Below are 22,952 nucleotides of genomic sequence, written 5' to 3' on the forward strand. Positions count from 1 at the left end.
AGGCACCCCGCGACGGTGGTCGGTGAGAGCTCGATGTCACCGACCACCGCTCGCGGCGGTGCCGCCCGTCGCGTCCCTGACCCGATCCGCGCCGCATGGAGGGAGGACAGGACCCTGCGACCGAACCGACCGAGCTCCCGCGCCGACGTCGACGTCACCGGCGACGGTGTGCTGGTCGCCGCCGTGCGCGGCGCCGGCGGGTGGCTCGCGCCCCTGATGCTGCTGGCGACCCTCGGCGCCGGCGCCACCCTGGCCCTCCCCGCTCTCCTCGGTCGAGCGGTCGACCAGCTGGTCACCGCCACCCGCGCCGGCGAACCGACCTGGGACGCCGCCGGCGGGACCCTCGTCGCCACCGCCACGCTGGTGGTGGTCGTGGTGGCGGTCGACGTCGCCAGCCTGCTCGTGTCGGGCGCCGGCACCGCGGCGACGACCGGTCGCCTCCGCCGCGACCTGGTGCACCACGTGCTCGCGGCCGGGCCGGGCCTGTCCCAGACCACCGCCGAGGGCGACCTCGTGGCGCGCCTGGTGAGCGGCACGGCCACGGCGGCCCGGTCGGTGGTCGTGGTCGCCGGGCTGGCGGCGGCGGTCATCCCGCCGGCGGGCGCGGTGGTCGCCCTCTTCCTGGTCGACCCGTGGCTGGCGCTGACCTTCGGCCTCGGCATGGTGTCGGTGAGCGGGGCGGTGCGCACCTACCTGCGCGGCGCCCAGGCCGCGACCGCCGGCTACCTCGAGGCGCAGGGGTCGATCGCGTCGCGCCTCGTCGACGCGCTGACCGGCTCCCGGACCATCGCCGCGGCCCGCACCACCGACGCCGAGGTCGAGCGGGTGCTGGGCCCCTTGCCGGCGCTCCGGGAGCAGGGTGCGGCCGTGTGGCAGAACCTCGCCCGGCTGGCGTTCCGGGGCGAGCCGGTGGTGCTGCTCACCCAGGTGGCGGTGATCGCCGTGGCGGGCGCCCGCATGTCGGCCGGGCAGCTGACGGCCGGCGAGCTCCTGGCCGCCAGCCGCTACGCGGTGATGGCTGCCGGCATCGGCGGGATGCTCGACGAGCTGGCGGCGCTGACCCGGGCGCGGGCGGCGGCGCAGCGGGTCGCCGAGGTGCTCTCGGTGCCGGCGCCCGCCTACGGGACCCGCGACCTGGTGGCGGACGGGCCGGGGCGGCTGGAGCTGCGAGGCGTCACCGCCGGCCCTACCGGGGCCGCGGACCCGGTGGTCGACGGCCTCGACCTGGTGCTGCCGGGCGGGTCGGTGGTGGCGCTGGTGGGGCGGTCGGGGGCGGGCAAGTCGCTGGTGGCGGCGCTCGCCGGTCGCCTGTGCGACCCGGCGGCCGGCGCGGTGCTGCTCGACGGGGTGCCGCTGCCGGAGCTCGAGCGCCGGTCGTTGCGCCGGGCCGTGGCCTACGCCTTCGAGCGACCGGCGCTGCTCGACCGGACGATCGCCGAGGCCATCCGCTTCGGGGTCGACATGCCGGAGCCGGCCCGGGTGCGGGCGGCGGCCGAGGCGGCCCGGGCCGACGGCTTCATCGCCCGGCTGCCCGAGGGCTACGCCGCCTCGCTGGCCGACACGCCGCTGTCCGGGGGTGAGCTGCAGCGCATCGGCCTGGCCCGGGCACTGGCCCACGAGGCCCGGGTGCTGATCCTCGACGACGCCACGTCGAGCCTCGACACCGCCACCGAAGCCCAGATCGCCGCCGCGGTCACCACCCAGATGCAGGGCCGCACCCGCCTGGTGGTGACCTACCGCCGAGCCACGGCGGCCCGGGCCGACCTGGTCGCCTGGCTCGACGGCGGCCGCATCCGCGCCTGCGCCCCCCACGAGGTGCTGTGGGCCGACCCGTCGTACCGGGCCATCTTCCTGCCCGACGACGCTCCGGCTCCGGCTCCCGCTCCCGCTCCCCCCACCGCTATCGCCGCCGGCGACGTCGGCAGCCGCGCCACGCCGGCTCCCCGGACGACCCCAGCATCCCTGGAGCCCCGCGGCGCCGGGGGCGTCGAGGCGATCGTGGTGGCCGTGGGCCCCGCAGCCACGGCGGGGTCGGAATGACCGTCGGGACCGCGCGGGAGCGGCTGCGGGGGATCCTGCGGGAGCGGCGGGGGCTGGCGGGGTTGGGGGTGTGGGCGCTGGTCGGGGCGGTGCCGACGCTGGTGAGCGGGCAGGCCGTGGCGCGGGCCGTCGACGACGGGTTCCTCGCCGACCGGCCGGCCACCGGGCTCGCCTGGCTGGGGCTCCTCGCCGCCACCATCCCCGTCGGCGCCGTGGGGGCCCGCCGGACCTACCTCGGCGTCGCCCGCCTGGTCGAGCCGCTGCGCGACGACCTCGTGCGGCTGGTGGTCGAGAACGCGCTCCGGGGGCCGGCGACCGGCAACGGTGGCGCCGTCGCCCGCCTCACCCAGCACGTGGAGCAGGTGCGCGACACCGTCGCCGGCCTGCTGCTGCTGGTGCTCAGCTTCGTCGCCGCCATCGTCGCCGCCCTCGTCGGCCTGCTGACCCTGGCGCCGGTCGTGCTCCCGCTCGTCATCGTGCCGCTGGCGCTCTCGTTCGCCGCCTTCGCCCTCAGCCTGCCGGCGGTGTCCCGCCAGCAGCGCCGCCTCCTGCTGGCCGACGAGCGGCTTGCCGAGCTGGCCGACGAGGTGGCCGACGGCCTGCGCGACGTGGTCGCCTGCGGGGGCGAGGACATCGTCGAGGCCGACCTCGGCCAGCGCATCGACGAGCAGGTGGCGGCCGGCCGGGCCATGGCCCGGGTCGGCGCGGTCCGCACCGTGATCGTGGCCGTCGGCGGGCGGCTGCCGATGGTGCTGGTGCTGTTCGCGGCCGGCTGGCTGCTCGACCGGGGCCTGTCCGCCGGCGCCCTCCTCGGCACGCTCACCTACCTGATCCAGGGCCTGGGGCCGGCGGTGTCGTCGGTGGTCGGGGGCATCGGGGCGCCGCTGGCCCAGCTCACGGTCACCGTCGAGCGCATCGACGACGACGCCTCGTCCCCCGACGTCCTCGACCTGCGCCGCCCCGCCGAGGGCGCCACCCCCGACGAACCGAGCCTGGTGGTGGACGACCTGACCTTCCGCTACCGGGCGGCGGCCGAGCCGGTGCTGCGGCACCTCGGCCTGGAGGTGCCGCCGGGCGACCACCTGGCGGTCGTGGGGCCCAGCGGTGCGGGGAAGTCGACGCTGGCGGCGCTGCTCGTCGGCGTGCTGACCCCGCAGGAGGGCCGGGTGCTGCTGGGCGGGCAGCCCGCCACGGCGGTGGCCGCCCGCCACCGGGTGCTGATCCCCCAGCAGGCCTACGTCTTCCGGGGCACCCTCGACGAGAACGTCCGCTACCTGCGCCCCGACGCCGGGTCGGCCGAGCGCGACGCCGTCTTCGCGGCGCTGGGCATGGCCGAGCTGGTGGGCCGGCTGGGCGGCGCCGGGGCGGAGCTGGAGCCGTCGCGGCTCTCGGCCGGCGAGCGTCAGCTGGTGGCGCTGGCCCGGGCCTACCTGTCGCCCGCCCGGCTGCTGGTCCTCGACGAGGCCACCTGCCACCTCGACCCGGGCGCCGAGGCCGTGGTCGAGCGGGCCTTCGCCGACCGCCCCGGCACCACGCTCGTGGTGGTGGCCCACCGCCTCAGCTCCGCCCAGCGGGCCCGCCGGGTGCTGCTGATGGACGGCCCTCGCGTCGCCCTCGGCACCCACGACGAGCTGGTCGAGCGGTCGGACCTCTACCGCGACCTCGTCGGCCACTGGCTCGCTCCGAAATGTGCACGGGAACGCACGGTTTCCGAGCGTTCCCGTGCACATTTCGCCGAGGCGACCACAGACGACTCAACCCGGGCGGGGGAAGCGGTCGACCCCGCGTAGGGCGGGGAACAGGCGCCACCACAGGCCGGCCACGCACAGGGTGGCGACGCCGCCGAAGCCGACCGCCAGGCCCGGGCCGAGCAGCTGGCCGGCCACGCCCGACTCGAACGCCCCCAGCTCGTTGGACGCCCCGATGAACACGTTCTCCACCGCCAGCACCCGGCCCCGGGCCGACATCGGCGTCACCAGCGGCACCAGCGTCACCCGGATGAAGACGCTGAGCGCGTCGGCCCCGGCCAGCACCAGCAGCGCGGCGAAGGCCACGGCGTAGCTGCGGGTGGCGCCCAGCACGATCGTGGCCACCCCGAACAGCGCCACCGCCCCCAGCAGCAGCGGGCCGACGTGCCGCCGCACCGGGCGGATGGCCAGCACCAGCATCACCGCCGCGGCACCCATCCCGGGCGCGGCCCGCAGCCAGCCCAGGCCGACCGCCCCCACGCCGAGGCGCTCCTCGGCGATGGCCGGCAGCAGGGCGACCGCCCCGCCGAACAGGACGGCGAACAGGTCGAGGGAGATGGCGCCCAGCAGGATCGGCTGGCGGCGGACCAGCCGCAGCCCCTCGAACGCCTCGTGCAACCCACCCCGCCCGACCTCCCCGATCTCCCCCGCGGTCTCGCTCGCGGTCACCGCCGTCGCCGCCACGGCCGACTCCTCGACGGCGACCTCGGCCGCAGCCGCAGCTGCCGGGGTCACCAGCGGGGGTGGGAGGCGGGCGAAGCCGACCGCGGCGACCAGGAACAGCACCGACGCGGCGGCGAACGGCGCCCGCTCGTCGACGGCGTACAGGAAGCCGGCCATCACCGGCCCCGTCACCAGGGCGAGCTGGAAGATGATCGTCCACCGGGCCACCAGCCACGGCAGCCGCTCGGGCGGCACGAGGTCGGCCGGCAGCGACCGGGAGGCCGGCGCCACGAACGCCCGCGCCGCCCCCAGAAGCAGCGCCAGGCCGAACAGCGGCCCGATCGCACTCGGCCCGCTGGCGACGTACAGCGTCATCAGCAGCGCCACCACGCACTCCCCCAGCGACCCGGCCGACGACACCCAGCGCCGCTGCACCCGGTCGGCCACCGAGCCGGTCAGCAGCACCAGCAGCGCGGCCGGGGCGAACTCCGCCAGGCCCAGCAGGCCGAGGTCGAGCTCCCGCCCGCTCAGGTCGAACGCCAGCTTGCCGAGGGCGGTGACCAGTGCCGCGGCCCCGGCTCCCCCGGCGAAGTACGCCGCGAGGTAGGTGTACGGGCCCGCGCGCGAGGCGCGGCCGTCGAGCACCGCGGTCACCGGGGCGTCAGCCCCAGCGGCGCAGGTCGTCGGGGGTGTCGATGTCGGCCGGGTGCCCCGGGCAGGGCACCTCGACCACCAGGTCGGGACGGCGCCGCATCAGCAGCCCGGCCCCGGCGTCGCCGTCGCTGGGCAGCAGCGGCCACACCCGCCGGTCGAGCTTGACCGGATGCGCCCGCTGCCCGTCGTAGGTCGCCACCGCGATCCGGCCGGTCGCGTCGGCCACCTGGCGCCAGGCATCGCCCACCACCAGCGGCTGGTCGCCCAGCCCCACGATCACCGAGCTGTGCCCCTGCTTCGCCGCCGCGGCGATGCCGACCTGCAGCGAGGTGGCCAGCCCGTAGTTCCAGCGACCGTTGTCGAGGTACTCGGCGCCCTCGACCCGGGGCACGTCGACCGCGCCCACCACCACGTAGGTGGCGTCGAGCTTGGCCGACACCGCGGAGAGGATCGCCCATCCCACCACGTTCCAACCCATGAACGGGGCCAGCAGCTTGTGGCTGTCTCCCCCACCGTTCAGGTACCGGGCCCCGCCGCCCGCTGCCAACACCACGGCCGCTGTCGTCATGGCCGTGGACACTCGCGAACAAAGGGCACACCCGGTAATTACCGGCATGATCGACAAACTGCAAACACCACCACGCAGCTCGTCCGCCGGCCACCCGCAGTGGCCGGATCGCTCAGTCGAGCAACAGGCCGAGGGCGATGACCGTGAAGCTCCAGATCAGCGCCATCACGACCGTGATGCGGTCGAGGTTGCGCTCCATCACGGTGGACCCCATGGCACTCGACCCCATGCCACCGCCGAACATGTCGGAGAGGCCACCGCCTTTGCCGCTGTGCATCAGCACGAGCACGAGCAGGAACAGCGACGAGCCGACGTTGAAGGCCGCGGCGACCCAAGTGAGAACCACTGCGACAACTTAGAAGCCGAGCGGATCGGGCGCAAAGCACAGCCCACGAGTCCGGCATTTGGCGGCCGACGACCAGCTCACCAGCGAGGCTTCCCGACAACGCAGCACCGCAACACGAGACACGGTGGACCTCTCCGCTGACCTTCTCAGACGACGGTGCGTTCCCGGGCGAAGTGGCAGGCCACCGGATGCTCGAGATCGCCTTCGCGGCGGATCTGCAGCAGCGGCTCCTCCTCGGCGCAGATCGCCGTGTCGACGCCGCCCTCCTCGAGCTGGGTGCGATGCCAGCAGCGGGTGCGGAAGCGGCAGCCCGACGGCGGGTTGATCGGCGAAGGCGGGTCACCGGGCAGGATGATCCGCAGCCGCTCGCGCTGCTTGATCGGGTCGGGCACCGGCACCGCCGACATCAGCGCCTGCGTGTAGGGGTGGCCGGGGTGCTCGTAGAGGTCGTCGGCGGTCGCCGTCTCCACGATCTTGCCCAGGTACATCACCGACACGACGTCGGAGATGTGCCGCACCACCGCCAGGTCGTGGGCGATGAACAGGTAGGCGAGGCCCAGCTCCTCCTGCAGCTCCTCCAGCAGGTTCACCACGCCGGCCTGGATCGACACGTCGAGCGCGGACACCGGCTCGTCGAGCACCAGCAGGTCCGGGTCGAGCGACAGCGCCCGGGCGATGCCGATGCGCTGGCGCTGGCCCCCCGAGAACTCGTGGGGGAAGCGGTTGACGTGCTCGGGCTTGAGGCCCACGAGCTCCATCAGCTCCTTGACCCGGGACTTGCCGCCGTTCTTGTAGCGGCCGTGGATGCGCAGCGGCTCGCTGATGATCCCGTCGACGGTCATCCGGGGGTTGAGCGACGCGAACGGGTCCTGGAAGACGATCTGCATGCGGCGCCGCAGCGCCCGCATCTCGCGTCCCGACGCGTCCATCACGTCGATGCCGTCGAACTCCACGGTGCCGGAGGTCGCCTCGAGCAGCCGCAGCACCAGGCGACCGGTGGTCGACTTGCCGCAGCCCGACTCGCCCACCAGGCCCAGCGTCTCGCGGCGGGCGATGTCGAAGCTGACGCCCGACACCGCCTTCACCGACCCGACCGGCCGGCGCAGCAGCCCGCCGACGACGGGGAACTCCTTCACCAGGTCCACCACCCGCAGGAGGGGGGCCGCGCCGTCGTCCGACACGGTCTCCTCGGGAGCCTCGGTCTCCTCAGGTGCCTCGGTCTCCTCAGGTGCCTCGGGCGTCTCGGGGGCCTCGGGCGTCTCGGTCACGTCAGTCGGCGCCATACTGCCGATCCTTCACCTCGGACATCAGGCGCTCCGCGAAGTGGCACGCCGACCAATGGGTCACGCCGACCTCCAGCAACTGGGGCCGCTCGGTGTCGCACACGCCCGGGACCTCGGCGATCGGGCACCGGGGATGGAACGGGCAGCCCGACGGCACGTGGATCAGCGACGGCGGCTGGCCCTTGATGCGGTGCAGCCGCTCGCTGGTGCGCCGGTCGATGCGGGGCAGCGACGCCAGCAGGCCCTTCGTGTAGGGGTGGGACGGTTCGTAGAAGACCTCGTTGACGGTGCCGACCTCGGCGCTGCGCCCCGCGTACATCACCATCACGCGCTGGGCCACGCCGGCGACGACGCCCAGGTCGTGGGTGATCAGGACCACCGCCGAGTTCGTCCTCGCCTCCACCCGCTCCAGCGTGTCGAGCACCTGGGCCTGGATGGTGACGTCGAGCGCCGTGGTGGGCTCGTCGGCGATGAGCACGTCGGGGTCGTTGGCGATCGACATGGCGATCATCGCCCGCTGCCGCATGCCGCCCGAGTACTCGTGCGGGTACTGGTTGGCCCGGTCCTTCGGGTTGGGGATGCCCACGATGTTGAGCAGCTCCTGCACCCGGTCGTGCAGGTCCGCCTTGTTGAGCTCCTGGTGGACCTCGATGGCCTCGGCGATCTGGGTCCCGACCGTGTAGACGGGGTTGAGCGCCGCCAGTGAGTCCTGGAAGACCATGGCGATGCGCCGGCCCCGCAGGTACTGCAGCTGGCCCTCGGTCATCTCCAGCAGGTTCTGCCCGCAGAACAGGATCTCGCCGGTGATCTGGGCCGTGGTGGGCAGCAGGCCCAGGATCGACAGCGAGGTCACGCTCTTGCCCGAGCCCGACTCACCGACGATGCCGAGCACCTCGTTGGGCCGCACGTCGAAGGTGAGCTGGTCGACGGCCTTCACCACGCCGTCCTCGGTCGGGAAGCTCACCGACAGGTCGCGCACCTCCAGCAGCGGGCCCGCCCAGTTGGCCCGCTCGGGAAGGATGTCGACGGCCAGCCGGTCCTTGGTCTTGTTGCGCGCCATCAGCCGGTCCTCAATGCTTGGCGTGGGGGTCGAAGGCGTCGCGCAAGCCGTCGCCGAGGGCGTTCACGCACAGCACCGTGATCAGGATGGCGAAGCCGGGGAACAGCAGCGTGTGGATGGTCTCGTCGAAGTTGTCGCGGTTGTCGTTGAGCATGGTCCCCCACGAGATGTCCGGACGTTGCACGCCGAAGCCGAGGAACGACAGGGTCGACTCGGCGATGATCGCCACCGCGATCTGCAGCGTGAGGTTCACCATGATCGGCCCGATGCAGTTCGGCAGGATGTGCCGCAGGACGATCCGCGGCCCGGACGCACCGGCAGCCCGGGCGCCCTCGACGAACTCCTTCTCCTTCAGCGACAGCGTGAGACCGCGCACGACCCGGGCGATCTGCATCCAGAACAGCCCGGCCAGCACGAACACCACGGTGTTCGGCTTCTTGCCGAAGCGCTCCAGGGCCACCGCCAGCACGGCGATCAGGGGGACCAGCAGGAACAGGTCGGTCAGCCGCATGAGGATCTGGTCGACCCACTTGCCGTACAGGCCGGCCAGCGCTCCGAACGCGGTGCCCACGATCGTCGACACGATGGCGACGCTGAGGCCGATGCGCAGGGAGATCTGGCCGCCGTAGAGGACGTCCGTGAACACGTCGCGGCCGCCCTCGTCCGTGCCGAACCAGTGCTCGCCGCTGGGCGACTCGTTCCGGGCCAGCAGATCGGTCTGGCCCTTCGGGAAGTCGGAGATCCAGGCGGCGCTGAAGCACAGCACGAACAGGAGCACCAGGATGAACATCGAGACGATGGCGAACTTGTGGCGCCGGAAGCGCCGGGAGAACAGCTGCCACTGCGACAGGGCCACGGGCTCGGACGGACCGGAGACGTCGCCGCCTTCGATGCCGAGCTCGAGCGCCAGCGGCGCGCCGGCAGCGTCCTGGGCAACAGTGCTGTCGAGCTCGACGCTGTCGCCGCGGGGGCTCACCGGGCTGATCATGAGACCCTCACTCTCGGGTCGAGCACGCCGTACAGGACGTCGGCCAGCAGGTTGAACACCAGGATGAAGACGCCGGAGACCATCATCCAGGCGAGGATGACGGGCGCGTCACCGTTGAGCAGCGCGTCGTAGAAGAGCTTGCCCATGCCGGGGATGTTGAAGATGAACTCGGTGATGATGAGCCCGCCGAACAGCAGGCCGATGTCGACGGCCATCACCGTGACCAGCGGGATCAGCGAGTTGCGCACGCCGTGGCGCAGGATCACCGTCCGCCGGGGCACGCCCTTCGCCCGGGCGGTGCGGATGTAGTCGGACGACAGCACGTCGAGCGTCGCCGCCCGCTGGAAGCGGGTCCAGCTGGCCACGATCTGCACGGTGAGCGTCATGACCGGGAGGATCAGGTGCTGGACGTAGTCCCAGTTGAAGCCCGACTGGCCGGCGCTGTGCAGCCCGACGAACTTCAGTGGCGCCGAGTCCAGGTTGAACCACTGGATCGGCTCCACGGCTATGTAGTGGATCGCCAGGTAGGCGAAGAAGAAGGGGGGCATGGCGATGCCCACGTAGGAGAGGCCCGTGAAGAGGTAGTCGCCGAACGAGTACTGCTTCACCGCCGAGTAGACGCCGATCGACATCGCGACGATCGACGAGAGGAGCACGCCCCAGACGATCAGCTGCAGGGTGTTCCCGAACGCCCGCTGGATCATGGACGACACGTCCTCGCGGGTGCGGGAGCTCTCGCCGAAGTCGCCGGTGACGAAGTCCCCGAGCCAGTTGCCGTACTGCACCATGATCGGATCGTCGAGGCCGAGGCGCTCGCGCTCCTGCTGCACCACCGTCCGGTCGCGCGACTGCGCCAGGCGCGCGGTCGGGTCGAAGGTGTCGGTCGTGCGCACCGCCCAGAACAGGATGAGCGAGCCCAGCAACAGGAGGGGGATGGAGTAGAGGAATCGGCGAAGGATGAGCGTGCCCACGGTTGCTCCTCCTTGGGGTCGAGAGCGGATGGAGCTTGGGTGCCCGCTGTGGGGCCCGGCGCTCGGCCGGGCCCCACAGGCAGGTCAGACCCGATTACCTACGAAGCCGCGAGGGCCCACGTGTGCATGTCCGCGAACGGACCGAAGATGGGGTTGTCCTCACCCTCCTGCGGGCCGACGATGTCGTTGCTCCACAGGAACAGGTTGGGCAGCGGGTCCAGCGGGATGGACGTCGCGTCCTCCGCCAGCAGCGCGTCCGCGTCCGCCATGGCCGTCGAGCGCTCCTCCGCATCGGGGTTGCGATCCACCTCGGTCAACGGCTCGTCCGCGTCGGGGATGTTCGTGCGGGTCCAGTTCTGGCCGCTGAACTCGTTCTCCGCGGTCGGGATGTTGGTCGTCAGGAACAGGCTGCTCACCGACGGCTCCAGGCTGGTCAGCACCTGTGCGTACAGGGCCAGCTGGAAGTCGCCCTGGGGCAGCGCCTGACCGAACAGGTCACCGGCCGCCAGGTTGTCGATGGTGATCTCGAAGCCGGCCTCGGCGGCCTGCTCCCGGATCACGTCCTGGGTCAGCTCACGACGGGCGTTGCCCTCGGTCGTCCGGAAGACGGCCGCGGCACGCTGGCCGCCCTTGGCCCAGATGCCGTCGTCACCCTTGGCCCAGCCGTCGCCTTCCATGAGCTCGTCGACCTGGTCGAGGTCCTGCTCGTAGCCGGCGAAGGCCTGCGGGTCACCGAAGTCACCCAGGATGGTGGCGTTGAACGACTGCGAGGCCTCGGTGATGCCGAGCTCGCCGAAGAGTGCCTCGACGACCGCGTTGCGGTCGAGCGAGTAGGCGAACGCCTGACGCACGGCCTGCGAATCGAAGGGCGGCTTCTCGTTGTTGATCCACAGAGCCTCGAGGTTCGGCGTGCTGTCGGCGTTGATGCTCGACCCCGTCCCCTCGATGCCCGCCGCGATCTGCTCGACGGCGTCGAGCTGCGGCTGCGGGTAGATCGCCTTCGTCTCGCCGGCCTTGAAGGACTCGAACTCGGCCGAGGTGTCGGCCACGAGCTGGAAGGTCACGGTGTCGAGCGTCGGCTTGGGATCGCCCCACCAGTTCTCGTTCGGGACCAGCACCGTGCTCGTGCCCGGCGTCCAGCTGTCGATGACCCACGGGCCACCCGACCACTCGTAGCCCCGACCCATGGCCGCCTCGATGTCCTGACCCTCGAGGATGTGCGAGGGGAGGATGCCGAACTGGCCACCGAAGAGCTGCTTCCAACCCGCGTACGGGTTCTCGTAGGTCACCACCGGCGTCTTGTCGTCGGTGCAGTCGACCGACCCGATGTCGACGAAACCGGTGCGGTCGTAGATGTCGGCACCGTTCTTCACGTGGTCCCACGTGAAGACGAAGTCCTGGCACACGATCGGCTCACCGTCGGACCACACCGCGTCGTCGCTGATCGAGTAGGTGACGACCTGCTCCGGATCGAGCTCGATCTCGGGCTCGCCGTTGAGCAGGATGCTCGGCTCGTAGTCCCAGGTGTCGTCGTCCTGCTTCACGATGTCGAACGCGCGCGGCATGGTGTTCACCTGCGCCGTCCAGAAGCCCCATGATGCACCCGAGCAGCTGAGAGTCCACGCCATGCAGTCGGGCTCCTGCTCGGCCCCCAGGACGAGGTCGCCGCCCTCCTGCGTAGCTACGTCTGCTTCCTGATCGCCTTCGCTGCTGGCATCGTCGTCGTCGTCGCCACATGCCGCTGCGATCATCGACAGGCCAAGAATGAGAGCAAGGAGCTGCAAGCCCCTGCGCTGTCGTCTCATGTAGTGGACCTCCTGGAGGGATCGGCGGGGAGACACCGACGAGCCACACGGTGCCGCCGGACTTCCTCCCCCTTGGTCGGGACCCGCCGCGAAACTCGGTTGACCGCGGTCGACCGACGTGACGAGCGCGCGGGACATTACCAGGATTGTCCACACATGTCCCGTTTCAACTAGCTGAACAGCAGCTTGTACTCGGACCGGGCTGAGCACTCCGCGACCGATCGGGGGCTTTGTCGTACAACCTGCTCTGCCGCGACGGGACGCGCGTCCACATTGCGAACCGGGGGCCTCACTACCCCCGCCCGCTCACGCCCAATCGCGATAGCGCACGATGCCCGCGAAGCTCTCGGCTTCGAGGCTCGCACCGCCCACCAGCGCACCGTCGACGTCGGGGCACGCCATGAGCGCCGCGGTGTTCTCGGCCTTCACCGACCCGCCGTACTGGATGCGGATCGCGTCGGAGGTCTCCCGGTCGTACAGCTCGGCCACCTGGACGCGGATGCGCTGGCAGACGACCTGGGCGTCGTCGGGCGTCGCGGTGCGGCCGGTGCCGATCGCCCAGATGGGCTCGTACGCGATCACCATGCCGGCGACCTGCTCCGGGCTCAGGCCGGCGAGACCCGCTCCCACCTGGCCCACCACCTTCGCCTCGGTGCCGTCGGCCTCGCGCTCCTCCAGCGTCTCGCCGACACAGAGGATGGGCGTCATGCCGTTGCGGAAGATGGCGTGCACCTTCTTGCTCACCCACTCGTCGGACTCGCCGAACACTTCGCGCCGTTCGGAGTGCCCGGCGATGACGAACTGCACATCGAGCTTGGCCAGCATCGCCGGCGACACCGCGCCCGTGAAGGCACCGGCGTCCTCCCAGTGGCAGTCCTGGGCACCGATGTGGATCGGCGGGGCGTCCTTCTCGGCCAGGAAGTAGGTCTGCACCGTGCGGATGTCGGTGAAGGGCGGGTGGATCGACACGTCGACCAGGTCGAAGTCCTCGACCGTCAGCTCGTAGACCAGCTTCTGCACCAGCGCGGTGGCCTCGAAGTGGTTCAGGTTCATCTTCCAGTTGCCGCTGATCAACGGCTTGCGCTTGGCCTGGGCCATCTACTTCGTCATCCCTTCTCGGAGAGCGGCGAGGCCGGGCAGGTCGCCCTCCTCCAGCAGCTCCAGCGACGCTCCCCCGCCGGTCGACACGTGGTCGATCCGGTCGTCCAGCCCGAACTGGGCCAGGGCCGCGGCGCTGTCGCCGCCCCCGACCACGGTGAACCCGTTGGCGTCGGCCACCGCCTCGGCCACGGCCCGGGTGCCGGCTTCGAAGCGCGGATCCTCGAACACCCCCATCGGGCCGTTCCAGAAGATCGTGCGGGCCTCGGCGATGCGGTCGCCGAAGTCGGCGGCGGAGCCGGGGCCGATGTCGACGCCCTTCCAGCCGTCCGGGAGCGACGTGCCGGCCTGGCGGACGTCACCGCCCTTCTCGGGCGCGAACAGCTCGCCGCCGGGGCCGAGCGCCGTCACGTCGCTGGGCAGGACCACCGGGCGGCCGGCGTCGAGCAGCGCCCTGCAGGCGTCGACCATGTCGGGCTCGAACAGGCTGTCGCCGATCGGGTGGCCCTGGGCGGCCAGGAACGTGAAGCACATGCCGCCGCCGATGAGCACCTCGTCGGCCACGCCGAGCAGCGCCCCGATCACCGCCAGCTTGTCGCTCACCTTGGAGCCGCCGAGGATCGCCGTGAACTTCCGCTTCGGGTTGTTCCGGAGGCCGAGGAGCACGTCGACCTCCTTCGCCAGCAGGCGTCCGGCCGCCGACGGGAGGTAGCGGGGCGGGCCGACGATCGACGCGTGGGCCCGGTGCGAGGCCCCGAAGGCGTCGTTGACGTAGGCGTCGAACCCGTCGATCAGCTTCGCCACGAACGCCGGGTCGTCGGCCTCCTCGCCCGGGTCGTAGCGCAGGTTCTCCAACAGCTCGACGCCGTCGGTCAGCTCACCGAGGCGCTCGCGGACGGGCTCGACCGAGTAGCGAGGGTCGGGCGTGCCCTTCGGGCGACCCAGGTGGGTGCAGGCGGTGACCTGCGCCCCGTGGTCCTGCAGCCACCCGATGGTGGGCAGGGCGGCGCGGATGCGCAGGTCGTCGGTGATCTTCCCGCCGGACAGGGGGACGTTGAAGTCGGCGCGGAGGAGGACCCGCTTCCCCTCCAGGGGCGGCAGGTCCTCCAGCGTGGGGAGGCTCATGGCGTGGGTGCCGGTGCCGGTCAGGATTGGTTGCCGGCGCCGACGACGAGGGTGATGTCGACCAGGCGGTTCGAGTAGCCCCACTCGTTGTCGTACCAGCCGAAGACCTTGACCAGGTTGCCGATCGACATCGTCATCTTGGAGTCGAACGTGCAGCTGGCGGGCGAGCCCACGATGTCGGACGACACCAGCGGCGCCTCCGAGTACTCGAGCACGTCGGCCAGCGGGCCCGACTGCGCCGCGGCGGCGTACGCCTCGTTCACCTCGTCCTTGGTGACCTCGCGGCCGAGGACACCCGTGAAGTCGGTCAGCGAGCCGACGGGCACGGGGACGCGCACGGACTGGCCGTCGAGCTTGCCCTGCATCGACTCCAGCACCAGGCCGGTGGCCCGGGCGGCGCCGGTGCTGGCCGGGATCAGGTTGATGGCGGCGGCCCGCGCCCGGCGCAGGTCGGAGTGGGGGCCGTCGACCAGGCTCTGGTCGCCCGTGTAGGCGTGGATCGTGGTCATCAGGCCCGTCTCGACACCGAAGGCATCGTCGAGCACCTTGATCATGGGCACGAAGCAGTTGGTGGTGCAGGAGGCGTTCGACACCACCTTGTGGGTGGCGGGGTCGAAGGTGTCGTCGTTGACGCCGACCACGAAGGTGGCGTCCGCGCCGCCGGCCGGGGCCGACACGATCACGAACGGGGCGCCGGCCTCGAGGTGGGCGGCGGCCTTGGACCGTTCGGTGAAGAAGCCGGTCGACTCGACCACCACGTCGACGCCCAGGTCGCTCCAGGGGAGCTCCTTGGGATCGCGTACGGCCAGGACCTTGAGGGTGTCACCGTCGACCTTGATGCCGTCGTCGGTGGCCTCGACGTCGCCGTCGAAGCGTCCCAGCACCGAGTCGTACTTGAGCAGGTGCGCCATCGTCTCGACCGACCCGAGGTCGTTGACGGCAACGAAGTCGATGTCGGCACCGGCCTTCTTCGCCGCTCGGAAGAAGTTCCGGCCGATGCGGCCGAAGCCGTTGATCCCCACGCGGATGGTCATCAGAGCAGACCTCTCTCACTCTCTGTGTTGCGAACGCTTCGCTGCGACGGCTGTTGGCAGCGCACCTTACGAGCACGACATTAGGGCGGCCAACGCACTGCCCAGCTTGACGCTGTCGTGGGCCAGGCCGTGCGGGCGGGCCACCTCCGCGGTCACCACCTTCACCCCCGTGTCGGCCCCGAAGTCGGTCGGGCTCTCGGTGGTGCCCGAGTGCACCAGCACCACGTCGACCTCGATCCCGTGGGCGCGCACGGCCTCGACGTGGCGGGCGGCGTCGTAGCCCGCGGTCTCGGCACCGTCGGCGTGGAGGTTGCAGACGTACACCCGCTGGGCGTCGGTCTTGGCGATCGCGTCCCGCAGGTCGTCCACCACGGCCGCCGCCAGAACCGAGGAGTAGAGGGAGCCGGGGCCGAGCACCACCTGGTCGGCGGCGAGGACGGTCTCCGCCAGGCCGGCGGGGGCCCGGGCGCCGGGCGGGTCGAGGCCGACCTGCTCGATGTCGTCGGTGGCCGACACCGCCACCTGGCCGACGACGTGGGCGCCGCCGGCCGTCCGGCCGCAGAGCCGCACGGGCTCGACGGTGGCGGGCAGGACCCGTGCCGTGGCCGGGTCGAGGCCGAGCAGGCGGGCGACCTCGTCGATCGCGGCCAGGGGGTCGCCGGTCACCTCGCCCAGGGCCGCCAGCAGGAGGTTGCCGAGGGCGTGGCCCTCCACGTCGGTGCCGGCGAAGCGGTGCTCCAGCGCCCGGCCCAGCGGCAGCTGCTCGATGCCCGCCATCGCCACCAGGCACCGCCGCAGGTCCCCGGGGGCCAGCATGTCCTTGGCGCTCCGCAACCGCCCGGTCGACCCCCCGTCGTCGGCGGTCGCGACCACCGCCGTCACCGACCCCGCGTACCCCCGCGCGGCCCGGATCGTCGTCGCCAACCCGTGCCCTCCACCCACCGCCACGATGCTCGGGCGGCGACCCGCGTCCGGGGTCACTTCTCGACGTCTCGATGGTGGACGTTGGGGGTGTAGCCCTGGCGACGGAGGAGGAGCGCGACCTGTTCGGCGAGGGCGACCGAACGGTGACGGCCGCCGGTGCAGCCCATCGCGATCGTGAGGTAGGCCTTGCCCTCGTTGAGGTAGGCGGGGATGAGCTGGGCGAACAGGTCCATCAGGTGGTCGAGGAACTCACCGGCCGCCGGCTGGCCCAGCACGAAGTCCTTCACCGGGGCGTCGAGCCCGGTCTGCGGCCGCAGCTCCTCGACCCAGTGGGGGTTGGGCAGGAAGCGGCAGTCGAACACCAGGTCGGCGTCGAGCGGCAGGCCGTGCTTGTAGCCGAACGACAGCACCGTCAGCTGCATGGCGCTGCCCTCCTCGTCCGGAGCGAACAGCACCCGCATGCGGCGCCGCAGCTCGTGGACGTTGAGGTCGCTGGTGTCGACGACGACGTCGGCCTCGGCCTTCACCTCGTCGAGCAGCCCCCGCTCCCGCTCGATGGCGGCGACCAGGTGCTCCTCGTCGCCGCTCGACGACAGCGGATGCCGCCGCCGGGTGTTGCTGTAGCGGCGCACCAGCGCGTCGTTCGACGCCTCCAGGAACAGGATCCGCACCTTCGCCCCCGACGAGCGCAGCCACGACAGCATCGGCAGCACCTCGTCCTGGTACGCACCGGTGCCGACGACCAGGGCCACCCGCTCGATCGACGAGCGCGGCGTCTGCACCAGCTCCACCACCTTGGGCACCAGCTCCGGCGGCAGGTTGTCGATGACGAACCAGCCGAGGTCCTCCAGGTGGTCGGCCGCCAGGCTGCGGCCGGCACCCGACAGACCGGTGATGACGACGAACTCGCTCAAGTTTCCCGCTGACGTCACGTCTGCACGACGATGGGCATGACCTGCGCATTCTACCCAGCGGCCCGGGTCCGCCCGGTTACCGGCGGGCGGGCCCCCGGTGGAGGGTGTCGTAGACCGCCTCGGCGACGGTGTCGGGCAGCCACGAGAGCGCCTTCAGGTCGTCGAGGCCGGCCCTCGCCACACCCCGCGCGCCCCCGAGCTCCCTCAGCAGGCGGGTCTTGCGGGTGGGCCCCAGGCCGGGGACGTCGTCGATGACCGACTGCGTCATCCGCTTGCCCCGCAGCTGGCGGTGGTAGGCGATGGCGAAGCGGTGGGCCTCGTCGCGGATGCGCTGCAGGAGGTACAGCGCCTCGGAACCGCGGGGGATGCGCACCGGCTCGCTCTGGCCGGGCACGAACACCTCCTCGAAGCGCTTGGCCAGCGACGCCACCGGGATCTCCTCGTCGAGACCCAGCTCCTCCAGCACCCGGACGGCCACGCCGAGCTGCCCCTTGCCGCCGTCGACCAGCAGCAGCTGGGGCGGGTAGGCGAACTTCCCCGGGCGCTCCGACGCCGGACGCCCCCGCTCGCTCAGGTAGGCGGTGAGGCGGCGGGTCAGCACCTCCTCCATGGCGGCGAAGTCGTCGTTGCCCGGCACCTCCTTCACCTTGAAGCGCCGGTACTCGCTCTTGCGGGGCAGCGCGTCCTCCATCACCACCATCGAGCCGACGTAGTCGCTGCCCTGGATGTGGCTCATGTCGTAGCACTCGATGCGCAGCGGGGCCTCGGGCAGGCCGAGCGCGTCCTGCAGCTCGTTGAGCGCCTTGGCCCGGGAGTTGTGGTCCGACGCCCGGCGCAGGCGGTGGCGGGTGAACTCCTCGGCGGCGTTGCGGGTGACGGTGTCCTGCAGCTCCTTCTTGCCGCCCCGCTGCGGCACCCGCAGGTCGACCCGCGAGCCGCGGAGGTGGGTGAGCCAGTCGCCGTACAGCTCGGGGTCGTCGGGCTCGGTGGGGAGCAGGACCGCCTTGGGGATGCCGAGGGGCGGGTCGTCGTAGAGGCCCTCGAGGATGTCGCCCACCAGCTCGCCGGGGCCGACGTCCTCCACCTTGTCGACCACGAAGCCCTTGCGGCCCACCACCCTCCCCCGGCGCACGAAGAACACCTGGACGGCGGCCTCAAGGTCGTCCTCGGCGATGCCGACGACGTCGAGGTCCTCGTTGCGCTCGGCCACCATCTGCTGCTTCTCGATGGCCTTGCGGACGCTCGTGAGGCGGTCGCGCAGCCGGGCGGCGCGCTCGAACTCCAGCAGCGACGCCGCGTCGTGCATCTCGTTCTCGAGGCGCCGGACGATGGCGTCGGTGTCGCCGTCGAGGAACTCCAGCAGCTCGTCGACCAGCACGTCGTAGCTCGCCTTGTCGATCTCGCCGACGCACGGGCCCGAGCACTTCTCGATGTGGAACAGCAGGCAGGGGCGGCCCAGCTGCTGGTGGCGGCGGAACTTGGCGTCGGAGCAGCTGCGGACCGGGAACGTGCGGAGCAGGAGGTCGAGCGTCTCCCGGATGGCGTAGGCGTGGCCGTAGGGGCCGAAGTAGCGGACGCCCTTGCGCTTGGAGCCGCGCATCACCATCGGGCGGGGCCACTCGTCGGACACGGTGACGGCCAGGAACGGGTAGCTCTTGTCGTCTCTGAGGCGGATGTTGAAGCGCGGCTGGTGCTGCTTGATCAGCGTGTTCTCCAGCATCAACGCCTCGACCTCGTTGCGGACCTGGATCCACTCGACGGTCTCGGCGCACGTCACCATCGCCGCGGTGCGGGGCGGCAGGTTCCTGACGTTCTGGAAGTAGTTGCTCAGGCGCGACCGCAGCGACCGTGCCTTCCCGACGTAGATGACACGGCCCTCACGATCCTTGAACTGGTAGGAGCCCGGGGAGTCCGGGATCGTCCCTGCCGGCGGCCGTTGAACCATCGATGCCACGTTACGGCTCGGTGATGTCGAGGATGCGCGGGCTGACCCGAGTCGTTCGTGGTCGCTCCCCCGTTCCCGAGTCGTCCGTGGTCGGAGACCGATCAGAGACGACTCAGCCTCGCCGCCGCGACCACCAACGACTCGGGCTAACGCCGGGCGTACAGGTCGCGCAGCAGCCCGATCTCCGCGGCGTGGTGGACCAGCTCGTCGAGGACGTGCAGCGCCAGGTCGGTGCGGCTGTGCTCGGCGTAGATCCCCCACGCCGGCCCCAGCGGCAGCCCGAGGTCGTCGTCGCTCGCGGCCGCCAGCCCGGGCCGCCAGCGCGCGTAGTTCTCGTCGAGGAAGGCGGGCAGCTCCGTCGTCGTGCCCGGCGGGTCGATCCCACCCGCCCACAGCTGCCCGTCGCCGAACAGCCGATCCCCGAACCGGCCGACGCACAGGCCGACCACGTGACCCGTGCGCCAGGCGATCGTGGTCACGGGTGCGGGGTCGGGCGCCGGGCCGAAGCCACCCCCGCCGTCGAGCACCCAGCGGCCGTCGGCGTCCTGCCGCAGGGTCCAGCAGTCGGCGACCGGCTCCCAGAAGTACTCGTCGTCCGTGAGGCCTGCGAGCCGGCCGGTGAACCGGTCCCACACGTAGTCGAACACCGCCGTCAGTGACGTACCGATCTCGGACATGCCCCTCCCAAAGTAGGCCCGATCGACGCACGCGGTGGTCGGAACCCCAGCCGTCCTCGATAGATTGCGGGCCACGCCGGCCCGGAAACACCGGCGACATATCAGGCCCTGGGGACGACATCCCCGTGGGAGTGGCGACCGGGCTGTCCCCACCGTCCAGCACCAGGGCTCACCTCGGAGGACAAAAGCATGCTTCGGCTCCAGATCCCTCTGGTGGACGACTACACCGCCGCGGACACAGACGACCTGAACCAACGGATCGGCACAGCGAAGGCCACGCTCGGCGACCGCCTGTTCGTGCTCGGCCACCACTACCAGCGCGACGAGATCATCCGGTGGGCCGACGCCCGCGGCGACTCGTACCGCCTGGCGGTGCTCGCCCAGCAGCGACCCGCCGCCGAGTACATCGTGTTCTGCGGCGTGCACTTCATGGCCGAGTCGGCCGACATCCTCACCACGGACGACCAGAAGGTCATCCTCCCCGACCTCAACGCCGGGTGCTCGATGGCCGACATGGCCGACATCGACGAGGTCGAGGAGGCGTGGGAGGGGCTCGGCGAGGTGACCGACGTCGAGCGGATCGTGCCGATCACCTACATGAACTCGGCGGCGTCGCTGAAGGCGTTCGTCGGGCGCAACGGCGGGGCGGTGTGCACGTCGACCAACGCCCGGGCCGTGCTCGAGTGGGCCTTCCAGCGGGGCGACAAGGTGCTGTTCTTCCCCGACCAGCACCTGGGCCGCAACACCGGCGTCGCCATGGGCTACGGCCTCGACGAGATGCGGGTGTGGGACCCGCGCCGCGAGCTGGGCGGGCTCACCGAGGCCGACTGCAAGAGCGCCCGCTTCCTGCTGTGGAAGGGGCACTGCTCGATCCACCAGCGGTTCCGGCCCGAGAACGTGGCCGCCTTCCGGGCCGAGCACCCCGACGGGATCGTGGTGGTCCACCCCGAGGTCCCCCACGAGACCGTGGTGCTGGCCGACCAGGTGGGCTCCACCGACTACATCATCCGGGCGCTGGAGGAGGTGCCGGCCGGGTCGACCGTCGCCGTCGGCACCGAGGTTCACCTGGTGAACCGGCTGGCCCAGGAGCACCCGGACAAGACCGTGGTGTCGCTCGACCCGCTGATCTGCCCCTGCTCCACGATGAACCGCATCGACCTCCCCCACCTGGCCTGGGTGCTGGAGGAGCTGGTCGACGGGCGGGTGCCCAACCAGATCACCGTCGACGCCGACACCGCCGCCCAGGCCCGCGTCGCCCTCGAACGAATGCTCGACCTGAAGTAGCGGCCACCACCGGCCGGGGGTTCGGGTACCCGAACCCCCGGTTCGGGTGGAGCCTCGATCGACGTGTCGACCCTGGTCGCGGACGATCGAGGCATGATCCGACTCGACTCCGTCAGCCACGTCTACGGCCGCCGTGACGCCCAGGTGCGGGCCCTCGACGACGTCTCGCTCGAGCTGCGGACCGGCACGTTCACCGCGGTGATGGGGCCGTCGGGCTCGGGCAAGACCACCCTGCTGCACTGCGCCGCCGGCATGGACCGGCCCACGCGGGGCTCGGTGTGGTGGGATGGCACCCAGGTCTCCCGGCTGCCCGAGCGCGAGCTCGCCGTCTGCCGTCGCGACCGGGTGGGGTTCGTGTTCCAGGCCTTCAACCTGATCCCGTCGATGACGGTCGCCCAGAACGTGGCGCTCCCCAGCCGGCTCGCCGGCACCCGGGTCGACGCCGACACCGTGCGCCGGGCCCTGGAGCACGTCGGCCTCGCCGACCGGGCCCGCCACCGCCCCGCCCAGCTGTCCGGCGGCCAGCAGCAGCGGGCGGCCATCGCCCGGGCGCTGGTCGGCCGACCCCGGCTCGTCTTCGCCGACGAACCCACCGGCGCCCTCGACCGCCGCACCGGCCACGAGATCCTGTCGCTGCTGCGGGCCGGGGTCGACGACATCGGCCAGACCTGCGTGATGGTGACCCACGATCCGCTGGCGGCCGGGTACGCCGACCGGGTGGTGGTGCTGGAGGACGGTGCCGTCGTCGACGACCTCGACCGCCCCTCCGCCACCCACCTCGCCGCGCGGCTGGGCGCCGGGCTGGGAGCAGCCTGACGTGCTCCGCCTCGCGGTCGCCCAGATCCGGACCCGACCGACCGCGTTCGTCGCCGTGGCCGCCACGGCGCTCCTGGCCGTCACCACGATCACCCTGTTCTCGTCGCTGCTCGCCGCCGACATCGCCACCCCCGCCCACCTGAAGGCCGGGGCCGGCACCGACGAGGCCCAGCTCGGCACCATCGCCGGTGTGTTCGGCGAGGGGGCGATGCTCGTCGCGCTGCTGGTGATGCTGAACTGCCTCGGCTTCGCGGTCCGCCAGCAGCTCCCCGACCTGGCGCTGCTCCGCACGGTCGCCGCCACGCCCCGCCAGGTCCACCGGCTGGTCCGGTGGCAGGCGCTGGTCGTCGTGGCCGCGGTCACGCCGCCCGGCTGGCTGGCCGGGACGGTGGGTGCCCGCTGGTTCCTCGACGCCCTCCGGCAGCACGGCTACGCCGCGCCCGGCATCGAGATCCCGGCCAACCTGCTCCCCCACCTCGTCGCCCTGGCGGCCACGGCCGGCATCGCCGTCGTGGCCGGCGCGCTCGGTGTGCACCGGGTCAACCGCCTCACGCCCGCCGCGGCCCTGGGCGACACCGCCACCGAGCGCCGCCGTCTGGGGTGGCTGCGGACGGTTCTGGGCGTCCTCGCCCTCGCCGACGCCGGCGCCCTCCTCGGTGTCAACGTGGCCGCCGGCGGCACCGACGCCGTCGACGGTGCGTTCCTGGCGCTCCTGGTGCTCATGGCCGCGCTCGGCCTGCTCGGCCCCGTGGCGGCGGCGGTGGCGGCGCGGCTGCTCGGCGTCGTCCCCCGCCGGCTGGCGCCCCGGATCGGCTGGCTGGCCGACGCCAACGTGCGGGGCCACTCCCGGCGGCTGGCGTCGGCGGTCATCCCGGTGGCGCTGCTGGTCGGGCTGGCCTGCAACTTCCTGTTCGTCGGCCCGACGATCGAGGACGCGTCCACCCCCAACCCGAGCCAGGAGCTCACCGGGTTCTCCGATCCCGACGAGAACTGGCTGCGGCTGGTGGAG

20 protein-coding genes are annotated in these 22,952 nt (G+C 72.0%); 5 read left to right on the forward strand and 15 right to left on the reverse strand.

Annotated features, from left to right (window positions below; all coding sequences use genetic code 11):
• Nucleotides 1-33 precede the first annotated feature (33 nt).
• Nucleotides 34-2,040: an ABC transporter ATP-binding protein gene (locus tag VK611_13025; GenBank protein HMG42253.1), complete on the forward strand. Its 2,007-nt coding sequence runs from the start codon at nucleotides 34-36 to the stop codon at nucleotides 2,038-2,040.
• Nucleotides 2,037-3,830, forward strand: a complete 1,794-nt coding sequence (locus VK611_13030; GenBank protein HMG42254.1) for an ABC transporter ATP-binding protein — start codon at nucleotides 2,037-2,039, stop codon at nucleotides 3,828-3,830. The genes VK611_13025 and VK611_13030 overlap by 4 nt, the downstream gene beginning before the upstream one ends.
• On the opposite strand, the gene VK611_13035 is transcribed toward VK611_13030, so the two are convergent.
• The 15 genes from VK611_13035 to VK611_13105 all read right to left on the reverse strand — a co-directional run bounded on the left by VK611_13035 (nucleotide 3,795) and on the right by VK611_13105 (nucleotide 19,843).
• Nucleotides 3,795-5,105: an MFS transporter gene (locus VK611_13035; protein ID HMG42255.1), complete on the reverse strand. Its 1,311-nt coding sequence runs from the start codon at nucleotides 5,103-5,105 to the stop codon at nucleotides 3,795-3,797. The two genes, VK611_13030 and VK611_13035, sit on opposite strands and share 36 nt — an antisense overlap.
• Before the next feature lie 7 nt (nucleotides 5,106-5,112).
• Entirely contained in the window at nucleotides 5,113-5,673 is a 561-nt protein-coding gene (locus tag VK611_13040; protein ID HMG42256.1) for an NTP transferase domain-containing protein, read from the reverse strand.
• A gap of 112 nt (nucleotides 5,674-5,785) precedes the next feature.
• Nucleotides 5,786-6,019 carry a preprotein translocase subunit SecG gene (gene secG / locus VK611_13045; GenBank protein HMG42257.1) on the reverse strand — a complete coding sequence of 78 codons (234 nt, stop codon included), beginning with the start codon at nucleotides 6,017-6,019 and terminating at the stop codon, nucleotides 5,786-5,788.
• Between the two features lie 146 nt (nucleotides 6,020-6,165).
• A complete protein-coding gene (locus VK611_13050) occupies nucleotides 6,166-7,302 on the reverse strand; it encodes an oligopeptide/dipeptide ABC transporter ATP-binding protein (GenBank protein ID HMG42258.1) in 1,137 nt (378 codons plus the stop codon).
• Nucleotides 7,289-8,362: an ABC transporter ATP-binding protein gene (locus VK611_13055; GenBank protein ID HMG42259.1), complete on the reverse strand. Its 1,074-nt coding sequence runs from the start codon at nucleotides 8,360-8,362 to the stop codon at nucleotides 7,289-7,291. Before VK611_13055 ends, VK611_13050 begins: the two co-directional genes overlap by 14 nt.
• Before the next feature lie 10 nt (nucleotides 8,363-8,372).
• Nucleotides 8,373-9,350 (reverse strand): ABC transporter permease, encoded by a 978-nt coding sequence (locus VK611_13060; GenBank protein HMG42260.1) that lies wholly within the window; start codon nucleotides 9,348-9,350, stop codon nucleotides 8,373-8,375.
• On the reverse strand, nucleotides 9,347-10,321 hold the full coding sequence (locus tag VK611_13065) for an ABC transporter permease (protein HMG42261.1): 975 nt from the start codon (nucleotides 10,319-10,321) through the stop codon (nucleotides 9,347-9,349). Before VK611_13065 ends, VK611_13060 begins: the two co-directional genes overlap by 4 nt.
• Nucleotides 10,322-10,419: 98 nt before the next feature.
• Nucleotides 10,420-12,072 carry an ABC transporter substrate-binding protein gene (locus VK611_13070; GenBank protein ID HMG42262.1) on the reverse strand — a complete coding sequence of 551 codons (1,653 nt, stop codon included), beginning with the start codon at nucleotides 12,070-12,072 and terminating at the stop codon, nucleotides 10,420-10,422.
• A gap of 360 nt (nucleotides 12,073-12,432) precedes the next feature.
• Nucleotides 12,433-13,224 carry a triose-phosphate isomerase gene (gene tpiA, locus VK611_13075; GenBank protein HMG42263.1) on the reverse strand — a complete coding sequence of 264 codons (792 nt, stop codon included), beginning with the start codon at nucleotides 13,222-13,224 and terminating at the stop codon, nucleotides 12,433-12,435.
• Complete coding sequence (locus VK611_13080; GenBank protein HMG42264.1) at nucleotides 13,225-14,349, reverse strand: phosphoglycerate kinase; 1,125 nt, start codon at nucleotides 14,347-14,349, stop codon at nucleotides 13,225-13,227.
• Between the two features lie 20 nt (nucleotides 14,350-14,369).
• Nucleotides 14,370-15,383: a type I glyceraldehyde-3-phosphate dehydrogenase gene (gap, locus tag VK611_13085; protein HMG42265.1), complete on the reverse strand. Its 1,014-nt coding sequence runs from the start codon at nucleotides 15,381-15,383 to the stop codon at nucleotides 14,370-14,372.
• Nucleotides 15,384-15,449: 66 nt separating this feature from the next.
• On the reverse strand, nucleotides 15,450-16,325 hold the full coding sequence (locus VK611_13090; GenBank protein ID HMG42266.1) for a gluconeogenesis factor YvcK family protein: 876 nt from the start codon (nucleotides 16,323-16,325) through the stop codon (nucleotides 15,450-15,452).
• Between the two features lie 35 nt (nucleotides 16,326-16,360).
• Nucleotides 16,361-17,221 carry an RNase adapter RapZ gene (gene rapZ / locus VK611_13095; GenBank protein ID HMG42267.1) on the reverse strand — a complete coding sequence of 287 codons (861 nt, stop codon included), beginning with the start codon at nucleotides 17,219-17,221 and terminating at the stop codon, nucleotides 16,361-16,363.
• Between the two features lie 76 nt (nucleotides 17,222-17,297).
• Nucleotides 17,298-19,166, reverse strand: coding sequence for an excinuclease ABC subunit UvrC (gene uvrC, locus VK611_13100; GenBank protein ID HMG42268.1), 1,869 nt, complete (start codon nucleotides 19,164-19,166; stop codon nucleotides 17,298-17,300).
• Nucleotides 19,167-19,312: 146 nt separating this feature from the next.
• The gene (locus VK611_13105) at nucleotides 19,313-19,843 is read right to left on the reverse strand and encodes a DinB family protein (GenBank protein HMG42269.1); all 531 of its coding nucleotides are present in this window, start codon (nucleotides 19,841-19,843) and stop codon (nucleotides 19,313-19,315) included.
• Between the two features lie 189 nt (nucleotides 19,844-20,032).
• Here VK611_13105 and nadA point away from each other — a divergent pair, with 189 nt between their 5' ends.
• From nadA to VK611_13120, 3 genes are all read left to right on the forward strand, one after another.
• A complete protein-coding gene (nadA, locus tag VK611_13110; protein ID HMG42270.1) occupies nucleotides 20,033-21,127 on the forward strand; it encodes a quinolinate synthase NadA in 1,095 nt (364 codons plus the stop codon).
• Nucleotides 21,128-21,220: 93 nt separating this feature from the next.
• The gene (locus VK611_13115; protein HMG42271.1) at nucleotides 21,221-21,943 is read left to right on the forward strand and encodes an ABC transporter ATP-binding protein; all 723 of its coding nucleotides are present in this window, start codon (nucleotides 21,221-21,223) and stop codon (nucleotides 21,941-21,943) included.
• Between the two features lies 1 nt (nucleotide 21,944).
• A partial coding sequence (locus tag VK611_13120) for an FtsX-like permease family protein (protein ID HMG42272.1) occupies nucleotides 21,945-22,952 on the forward strand: 1,008 nt, incomplete at its 3' end.

This window comes from Acidimicrobiales bacterium (assembly GCA_035316325.1).
Classification (GTDB): Bacteria; Actinomycetota; Acidimicrobiia; order Acidimicrobiales; family VFJN01; genus DASXTK01.